We start from the raw sequence: 8,142 nt of genomic DNA, 5'->3' as shown, positions 1-8,142 counted from the left end.
ATCTCGAGCACACGCATGTACAGCCGCTCCGCATCCGCGAGCTTCCAGTCGATACGACACAGCGTGGCGAGCTCCTGAATCGAGGCGGCGACGGCGATCTCGTTTGTTGGGTCGCGACGCTGTCGGATCTCGATCGCCGATGCGAGGAGGGTCTCGGCCTCCGGCACTCGGCGCAGGTCGCGAAGCACCACGCCCAACGCGACCTGTGCGTCGCTCACCACGAGCTCGTCCGCCCCGGATCGCTGGCGCGCCAACAACGTCCGACGAAGGACCGCCTCCGCCTCGGCAAGCTCGCCGCGTTTACGAAGAACGGCGGCAAGGCCCTCGAGCACTCCGAGCACCTGGGGATCGCTCGAACCCCGCGAGCGCTCTTGGAGCGCGAGCGAGCGCCTGAAGTGCTCAGCCGCGTCCGCAAGCCGCCCAGCGGCCGCGAGTGCATGCCCGAGGTCGGCAACGAGGTCAGCCGTCCGTAGGTCGTTCGCGCCGTAGGTGGCCTCGCCGGCGGCGAGAGCTCGCTCCAGCAGCACCACCGCTTCCGTGACGCGGCCGCCCGCGAGACGAGCGAGCCCGAGCTCGTGCGACGTTTCCGCCACCCGCGCATCACGTGCGCCGAGCGAGCGCTCGCGAATGGCGAGCGCGGTTGTGAGCGCGGCCTCCGCGGCTGGGATGTCACCGGCCCGTCGACTCGCGGCACCAAGCTCGTGCGTCGCCTCGCCGACCGCGGGATCGTCGGGGCCGAGCGCGCGTTGCCGCGACGCAACGAGGCGCTTGTACAGCTCCGCGGCCTCGGCGTGCCGGCCACGCTGCGCGAGCAGGCGCCCGAGGCGCGTCAGCGTCTCATCCACTTCCGGCGAGCCATCAGGGTTGTGCCGCTCGCGGATCCATAGCGATCGCGCATAAAGCGGCTCGGCGTCCTCCGCATTCGGTAGCGCCTCCACGACGAGCGCAAGGTCATGCAGCGCGCGAGCGACCTCTGAGTGCTCCTTTCCCAGAAGCTTTTCGCGGATCGCGAGCGCGCGACGGGCGAGCGGTTCAGCGTCGCGCACACGCGCAGTGTCGCGGCGCACCTCCGCGAGACCCGCGAGCGAACCGGCGACGTCGATGCTGTCGGCCCCGAGCGTGCGCTCTCGGATCGCAAGCGACCGCACGAAGAGCTCGTCCGCCTCGGTAACGCGACCGGTCCTCGCGCAAACGGTCGCGAGCGTATGCAGGTCGGATGCGAGCGCGGCGTCTTCGTCGTCTCCGAGCCGCGCGCGCGTCGCGAGCGCGCGGCGCGTCAGCGGTTCGGCGTGGACGTCGTCGCCCCGCGCGGCGTAGATCGCGCCGAGCGCACTTTCGAGTGGGACGAGCTCGGGATGCCCCACGCCGACAGCGCGCTCCCGCAGCGTCAGCGCTCGCGCCAGGATCGACTCGGCTTCGCCGACCCGGCCCTGCGCATTCCGCACGAGGCCAAGCTCAGCGAGCGCCACTCCGACATCGGCGTGCTCGGGCCCGCGTGTGCGCTCCGAGATCGCGGCGGAGGAGGCGAACGCCTCACCGGCAGGATCGACCCGTCCGAGGCGCACTCGGATGCGACCGAGTGCGAGGGCGGTCCGCGCGAGGCCTGGGTGATCTCCACCAACTGACTCTTGCTGTTTCGCGAGCGAGCGCTCGAGGAGCGCAACCGCCTCATCCTCGCGTCCCTGCCGCTCACGGACGCGCGCAAGCGTTTCCAGCGTCGCCCCGACCTTGGCGTCTCCACGTGAGCTGAGCGCATCCACGATCGTCGCTGCCCGCGTGGCGGCGCTTTCGGCGTCCGCGGCACGCCCGTCGAGCTGATAGGTCGTCGCGAGCGAGGCGAGCAGATCGGCATCATCGACGCCGGCGCCGGCGGCAGGGATGGGACGGATCGCGAGCGCCCGCTCCAGCAGCGTCGCGGCCTCGGAGTACCGCCCCATCTCGACCTGCACGGACGCGAGCTGGCGGTAAGCGATGCCAACATCGGGATGCGCGGCGCCCATGATCGCGATGCGCGCATCGATCACGCGACGCAGCAGCTGCTCGGCCTCGTCGAATGCGCGCTGCGAGAGGCAGAGCGACGCTAGGTCTTCAGCGGTCGTGGCAACGTCCGGATGCGTCGGCCCGAACGCACGCTCACGGATGGCGAAGGCCCGGCGAAGAAGCGGCTCTTCCTCGGCAAAGCGACCGAGTCCGTGCAAGTGTGCCGCGAGGATCGCGAGTGCCGCGGCGACATCGGGGTGATTCGGACCAAGAGCTTCTTCGCGCACCATGAGAACTCGACGATGCTGCCGCTCCGCATCATCTTCGCGCGGCGCACTCGCGACCGGGACCGGCGCGGCTTCGGATGAGCGATCCGCCACAGCGATCCTGCCGCGTTGCCTGATGGCGCCGAGCAGCGCGTACGCCAACACGACGATGCTCAGCGAGAGCGCGAGCACAGCGAGGTCGAAGCCCGTGACCATCTTCGCTATTTGACACGCTCGCGGCGCGCAACTCCATCCCTCTCAACCGCATCTCAACCCGATGCCTCCCATCGCGCCAACGGGTGTACTCAAAATCGCCACCTAGGTGGAGAAGCGGGTGGGCATCTCGATCGACAAATCTGCGCGGCACCCGGTGGGCGGTGGGAGGGGTGCACCGCGCTTCGTGCTGGCCGAGCCCCCGGATTCGCACGTTGGTGCGAAGCTCGCGGGCCTCGGGTGGCATCCGAGCATCGCCGCGACCGACCTGGCCGGCCTGGACGCACAGGCGCTCACCACGGCCGACGTCCTCGTGGTCGTATGCGCCGAGCGCACGCTCCTCACCCCGGTCTTTCAAGCGGAGGCTGAGCGCGTAGGACGCCGGGTTCCGAAGGTCGCGGTGATCGCCGGCGCCGGACCCGAGGCCGCGGCGTATGCGGCGCGGCTCGGTTGGCACGGCTTCGTTCCCGCTGACGCGTCAGGGTCGACGATCGCGCGGGCGATGGTCGCCGTGTCACATGGCGAACTCTCCTTCCCGGCCAGCGCGACGCAGGCGCTCGTGCGCGCGCTCGCGCAGGTCGCGCCCCTCGACGATTACTCGGCTGCCGCGCTCACCCCCCGTCAGCGCCAGATCGTGACGCTCATCGCGCAGGGCGCGACGGACGCCGAGATCGCGTCGCTCCTACACATCAGTCGCTCCACGGCGCACAAGCACGTCCAGAACGCGCGACGCAGGCTGCACGCGAAGACACGGAGCCAGCTCGTCGCGGCGAGCCGCAATCTCGCGCCGTCCCCGGTCGACACGGCCGTCGCGCTCAAGGCACGACCCGCATGAGAACGATCGATCGCTCTCCACGAGCGTTCGCGGAGGAAGGCGGGCAGAGCCTCGTCGAGGTTGCGCTCGCGCTACCCGTGCTGCTGCTGATCGTCATCGGCATCGTCGACATCGGCCGCCTCTACGCATACAAGGTCGCTGTGACGAACGCGGCCCGCGAGGCCGCGTTCTACGGCGCGCGCGATCCGCAGTCCGCGAAGGACGGCACGACCGGGATCTGCCAGCGCGCGCGCAATGAGCTCGGGGTAGGCACGAACACGAACCCCTGCGGCAACGACATGACGTCGATCAAGGTCGACTGCCTTCGCGGCGGACTGGACTGTGCCCCGATGCCGACCGTTCCGGCGTTGTTTCAGACGGTGTCAGCCGGCGGCGGGGATGTTACGGTGACGGTGACCTACAAGGTCTCGCTCCTGAGCGCTTACCTAGTGGGTCGTGCGTTCGTTATCAACCCGGTCCCCATCAGCTCGACCGCGACGTTCGTGGGTCTCGGACAGTGAACGTGGCTGGAGCGTTCGCGCGTGACGAGCACGGGGCGACCGTGGTCGAGTTCGCTCTGGTGAGTCCGGTCCTGCTTCTTGCCTTGGTCGCCTGTTGCGATTTCGCGCGCGCGCTCAACGCCTACGTCACCGTCGCGAATGCGGCGCGTGAAGGCGCGCGGTATGCCTCGATCACCAACGGCGCGACGAGCTCTTCTGTGCAGACCTATCTCGCGACACGCGTCGCGCCGCTCAATCCATCACCGCCCGCGATGGTCGTCACGCTCGCCTCTCCGGCGCCGACGAGCGTGCGCTGGAGCCCGGACGCTCCAGCTCCGAAGACATTCACCGTGACCGTCACCTACGAATGGCGATCGTCAACCTGGCTGATCGGCTCTTTCTTATCGACAGCGTCGGGTTCCACGACATTCGGGAGCTCTTCGTCGATGGAGTCGGTGCGATGAGAACAACCGCCTTCTCGCGCGCCGATGAGGGCCAGGTGCTCGTGATCGTTGCACTCGCCATGGTCGTGCTGATGGGCGCTCTCGCGCTCGCTCTCGACTGGGGCTATGGCTACGTACAGCGTCGCGGCACGCAGAACGCCGTCGACAGCGCGACGCTCGCGGCGGCTCGCCACGTGGCTTCGACATTCAAGGTGGTCGGAGCCGTGCCCGCGTTCGACGCCACGATCGAGGAAGTCTGCGACGATGTCGCGGCCCGTACCGCGACCCTTTCTGGCACGACCGAGATCTCGTTCTTTTCCGATCCCACTGCACCGGGGACGTGGACGACAGTCGGTACCAGCGGTTGTGCGGCCGGCTCGGGTGTGCCAGTGCCGAACGACACCAGCTTCGTGCGCATCCGGTCGATGAGCAGCTTCAGGTCGCTCACGCAACAGACGATCACGATCGCCGCATCGGCCCGCGCGCGTCTCAGCGGCAGCGCTGGCTGCGGCAACGCCGACTGTGCGGCACTGAGGCCGATCGAGTTGCCGTCGACCACGCCGCCGCCCAGCGGACCACGTCAGGGTCTCTCCGGCTACACGACCGAACCCAACGTAGCGATCTGGCCGATCGCGCTGCACCTCAACATGTCCGATTTCGGGGGACCACCTTGCGGCCTGTACTGCAGTGCCTTGTCTGGGCCCGGTCGCAGGACGATTTGGCCGCTGGATCCGTACGGGCCTGCCGGGTTCAGGGGACTTCTCACATTCACGCACTTCTCGCCGAGAGAGTCGGACGCCGGATCACGGTCCGTCCACCAGTTCAACACCGAGTCCGACTACACGGGCACCACGGACGATGGCATCAGGAACGCGCACGACCACAACGACGCCGCCGTGTACCCGAAGGCACAGATGCCGAACGCGGACAGCCGGGCGTGTGGGGCGGCACCTAGCTGGGACACGCTGGGTCGGCCCTCGCTGGCCAGCGCCGACACCATCGGCTGTGACCTGCCCAATTGGTTCCATTACGGCTATCGGGGCAGCATCGGCCTCAGCACCGATTGGTCGGGTTCATTCAATGGATTGCCAGGCGCCGGCGTCGACAGGCCTGAGCAGTTGCCGGTCAGCCGGAGTAGCTGCGACCGGTCGATCGTCCTACCGAGGCCGTCGTGCACCGGTGCCCCGAACCAGATCGGCGACTGGATCGAAACGGTCCCAGGCGATCTGACGCCTGTGATCGCCGATCAGATGCTCGCGTTCGTCAGAAGGTACGGCCGCGTGGTCCCTAACTCATCGACGCCCGTCTCCGCGAGTCCTGGCGCACCGCTGTTCGGCAAGGCCGTCACGGTGTATCTCCCGCTCTGGGACTGCGCCGAGAATTTCGACCCGAGCCAGGCGGCGCCCGATCGATGGCAACTCATCATCCAGGGCCGTAAGGGCGATCCGGATGAACCGGACTGTTCGACGCTCAAGAAGATCCGCAGCACCACCGTCGACCGCGTGCACATCGCGGCTGTCGTGCCCTTTGCGTTCTACGAGGGCCTCATCACGAGCAGCCCCGTGAGCGTGCAGGCGTATTGGGGCGATGCCTTCGGCGATGCAGGCATCTGCACGACAGACCCACTTGCCCCCGGTTGCGTTCTCAACGAATTCATGAATTCCGCGTTCCTGGTCCCGGACGAGTAGCCGGACAGAGGGAGAAGAACATGCGCGAGTTTCGTTCCTGGATCTTCTTGGGGCTGGGCCTGCTTCTGGCGGGACTCACGGGCTTGTCCCTCTACGGCGTGACGCAGGACGTCGGCGCGCGGCAGGCAGCTGCGGCGAGCGATATCTCGCCGATCGTGGTGGCAAAAGTAGACATCGCCACCCGCGCCGTGCTGACCGCGGACATGCTCACGCTTCAGAGCTACCCGAAGAACCTCGTACCGACTGGCGCGGTGACGAACCAGGCGGATGCGGTCGGCCAGACCACGTTGTCCGCGATCCCGTCAGGGGCCGCGATCGTGCGGTCGCAACTCGTCTCGGCGAACGGCCGCAGCGGCGCATCGGTGACGCTGGAGAAGGGTAAGGTGCTCGTCGCGTTCCCGACCGTCGATCCGCTCACGATCGCCGGTCTGGTGCGGCCCGGCGACCGGATCGACGTGCTCGCCACGGTCACCTCCGGCACCGGTGAGCTCGCGCGCAAGACGCAGACGACGGTGCAAAACCTCGAAGTCATCGATGTCCTTGTCGCCGGACGCGAGGGTCAGAAGACGTCCTCGCTCACGTTCGTCGTCGACCACCAAGTCGCGCTCGTGCTCAAGTACCTCCGCGACACCCAAGCGACCATCGACATCGCGGTCCGGTCTCGGGCCGAGAGCGAAACTGCGGCGACGACGAGCGTCGACCTCGGATATCTGCTGAACACCTACGGAGTGAAGCGATGACAACGACCAGCCCGGGCCTCAACCTGATCGCGCTGGAATCGGAGCACACCGCCGCCACGGCGATCCGCGCGGCGACGGCCGATGGTCGGATCACCCTGCTTGGGATCGTGACCGACCTCCCGACGCTCCTGTCAGTGGTTAGTGACAAGCGGCCCGGCGTCGTCCTGCTCGATCTCGCGCACGCGGGCTCGGACGTCGGCGTGACGGTGCGCACGGTGCTGTCGGCTTCGCCGGAATCGTGCGTCGTGGTCACCGGGTCCGATGTGACGCCGATCACGATCTCGAAGGCGGTGAGCGCGGGGGCGCGCGGCTTCATCCTGCGGCCTTTCGAACCGAGCGACCTCGCAAGCACGATCCGCGACGCTCACACCAACCAGACCGAGCTGCGCCGCCTGCAACGCGGTGATCTCACGCCCACGCGCAGTCGCGGCACGGTGATCGCCGTCTACAGCCCCAAGGGGGGCGTCGGCTGCACGACGATCGCGACGAACCTCGCCGTGGCCCTCTCGTCCCGTTCGAAAAAGCGTGTCGCCATCGTCGATCTCGACCTTCAGTTCGGCGATGTCGGTGTGGCGCTCGACCTTCGAAGCGCCAACAGCGTCATCGATCTCATGGCGCACGACGAGCAGCTCGACGCTGGCCTGGTGGAGGACGTCTTCGTGAAGCACGAATCCGGGGTCCACGTCCTCGTCGCGCCGGAGCACGTCGGCTCGTCGGACTCGGCCGATCCGGTCCGGATTGTTCGGGCGGTCGATGCGTTACGCGACCACTTCTCCTTTGTCGTGTGCGACCTCTGGTCCAGCCTCGACGATCTCACGCTGGGCATGCTGCGGACCGCGGATCATGTCGTGCTCGTGACGACTCCGGAGCTCCCATCGCTCAAGAACATCCGGCGCGTCATCGCGGCGACTCCGCTCCTCGGGGACGAACGGACGCAGATCGTGCTCAACCGACATCCGGGAAAGGCCGGCGTGAGCATGGCGGACGTCGAGAAGAACCTCGGACGACGCGTGGCCTCAACGATCCCGAGTGAGGGCGTGGGTGTGACGGACGCGATCAATCAGGGCATCTCGATGTTCGACTCGCGCGCGCGTGTGCGAGCGAGCCGGAGCTATATGCGACTCGCCGACGCACTCCTCCGCGACGACGGACCCCGGCAGGCAGGTCAAATCATCTCGGCCGCAAGGGCCTAAGGAAGAACAGCCGTGGCCGTACTGCGCCCGATCACCAAGCTCGCCTCGCTCTCGGAGCGACCGGCACTGCGCGCGATCCAACCAACGACGCTCGACGAGGGCTGGACGCCAGAAGTGCTGAAGCTCAGTCGCACCAACGACGAAGCGGAGGTGCAGCTCGTGAACCGGGTCCATGCGCGCATCGCCGCGTCCCTCGGTCGCACCGCGGAAGCGGCCTCCGGAGACGCGATCCGCGCCCTGCTCGCGGAACAGTTCCCGATCGCGCTGGACGAGGAACGCCTCACGCTCAACCGGACCGACCGACT

8 protein-coding genes are annotated in these 8,142 nt (G+C 67.8%); 7 read left to right on the top strand and 1 reads right to left on the bottom strand.

Translation table 11 applies throughout. The annotated features are described in order from the left end of the window. Positions 1 to 2,462: tetratricopeptide repeat-containing protein (locus tag VI056_03800; protein HEY6202143.1), on the bottom strand; the 2,462-nt coding region annotated here is incomplete at its 3' end. 106 nt (positions 2,463 to 2,568) lie between these two features. Between VI056_03800 and VI056_03795 the strand changes: the two genes are divergently transcribed. From VI056_03795 to VI056_03765, 7 genes are all read left to right on the top strand, one after another. Continuing rightward, the gene (locus VI056_03795) at positions 2,569 to 3,294 is read left to right on the top strand and encodes a LuxR C-terminal-related transcriptional regulator (protein HEY6202142.1); all 726 of its coding nucleotides are present in this window, start codon (positions 2,569 to 2,571) and stop codon (positions 3,292 to 3,294) included. Beyond that, on the top strand, positions 3,291 to 3,794 hold the full coding sequence (locus VI056_03790) for a TadE/TadG family type IV pilus assembly protein (protein ID HEY6202141.1): 504 nt from the start codon (positions 3,291 to 3,293) through the stop codon (positions 3,792 to 3,794). Before VI056_03795 ends, VI056_03790 begins: the two co-directional genes overlap by 4 nt. A gap of 2 nt (positions 3,795 to 3,796) precedes the next feature. Further along, the gene (locus tag VI056_03785) at positions 3,797 to 4,237 is read left to right on the top strand and encodes a TadE/TadG family type IV pilus assembly protein (GenBank protein HEY6202140.1); all 441 of its coding nucleotides are present in this window, start codon (positions 3,797 to 3,799) and stop codon (positions 4,235 to 4,237) included. Continuing rightward, complete coding sequence (locus VI056_03780) at positions 4,234 to 5,904, top strand: pilus assembly protein TadG-related protein (GenBank protein HEY6202139.1); 1,671 nt, start codon at positions 4,234 to 4,236, stop codon at positions 5,902 to 5,904. The genes VI056_03785 and VI056_03780 overlap by 4 nt, the downstream gene beginning before the upstream one ends. 20 nt (positions 5,905 to 5,924) lie before the next feature. Then, on the top strand, positions 5,925 to 6,644 hold the full coding sequence (cpaB, locus tag VI056_03775) for a Flp pilus assembly protein CpaB (GenBank protein ID HEY6202138.1): 720 nt from the start codon (positions 5,925 to 5,927) through the stop codon (positions 6,642 to 6,644). Beyond that, positions 6,641 to 7,837 carry an AAA family ATPase gene (locus VI056_03770; GenBank protein HEY6202137.1) on the top strand — a complete coding sequence of 399 codons (1,197 nt, stop codon included), beginning with the start codon at positions 6,641 to 6,643 and terminating at the stop codon, positions 7,835 to 7,837. The genes cpaB and VI056_03770 overlap by 4 nt, the downstream gene beginning before the upstream one ends. 12 nt (positions 7,838 to 7,849) lie before the next feature. Then, on the top strand, positions 7,850 to 8,142 hold a 293-nt coding region (locus VI056_03765), incomplete at its 3' end, for a hypothetical protein (GenBank protein HEY6202136.1).

Source organism: Candidatus Limnocylindria bacterium, assembly GCA_036523395.1.
Classification (GTDB): Bacteria; Chloroflexota; Limnocylindria; order P2-11E; family P2-11E; genus CF-39.
Note: the sequence above shows the minus strand (reverse complement) of the source record. Positions and strands in the feature narration are given on the sequence as shown.

Excerpts from the sequence above, each read along its gene's own strand:
- VI056_03790 (HEY6202141.1), top strand. The coding sequence starts at position 3,291 with ATGAGAACGATCGATCGCTCTCCACGAGCGTTCGCGGAGGAAGGCGGG.
- VI056_03780 (HEY6202139.1), top strand. The coding sequence starts at position 4,234 with ATGAGAACAACCGCCTTCTCGCGCGCCGATGAGGGCCAGGTGCTCGTG.
- cpaB (HEY6202138.1), top strand. The coding sequence starts at position 5,925 with ATGCGCGAGTTTCGTTCCTGGATCTTCTTGGGGCTGGGCCTGCTTCTG.
- VI056_03770 (HEY6202137.1), top strand. The coding sequence starts at position 6,641 with ATGACAACGACCAGCCCGGGCCTCAACCTGATCGCGCTGGAATCGGAG.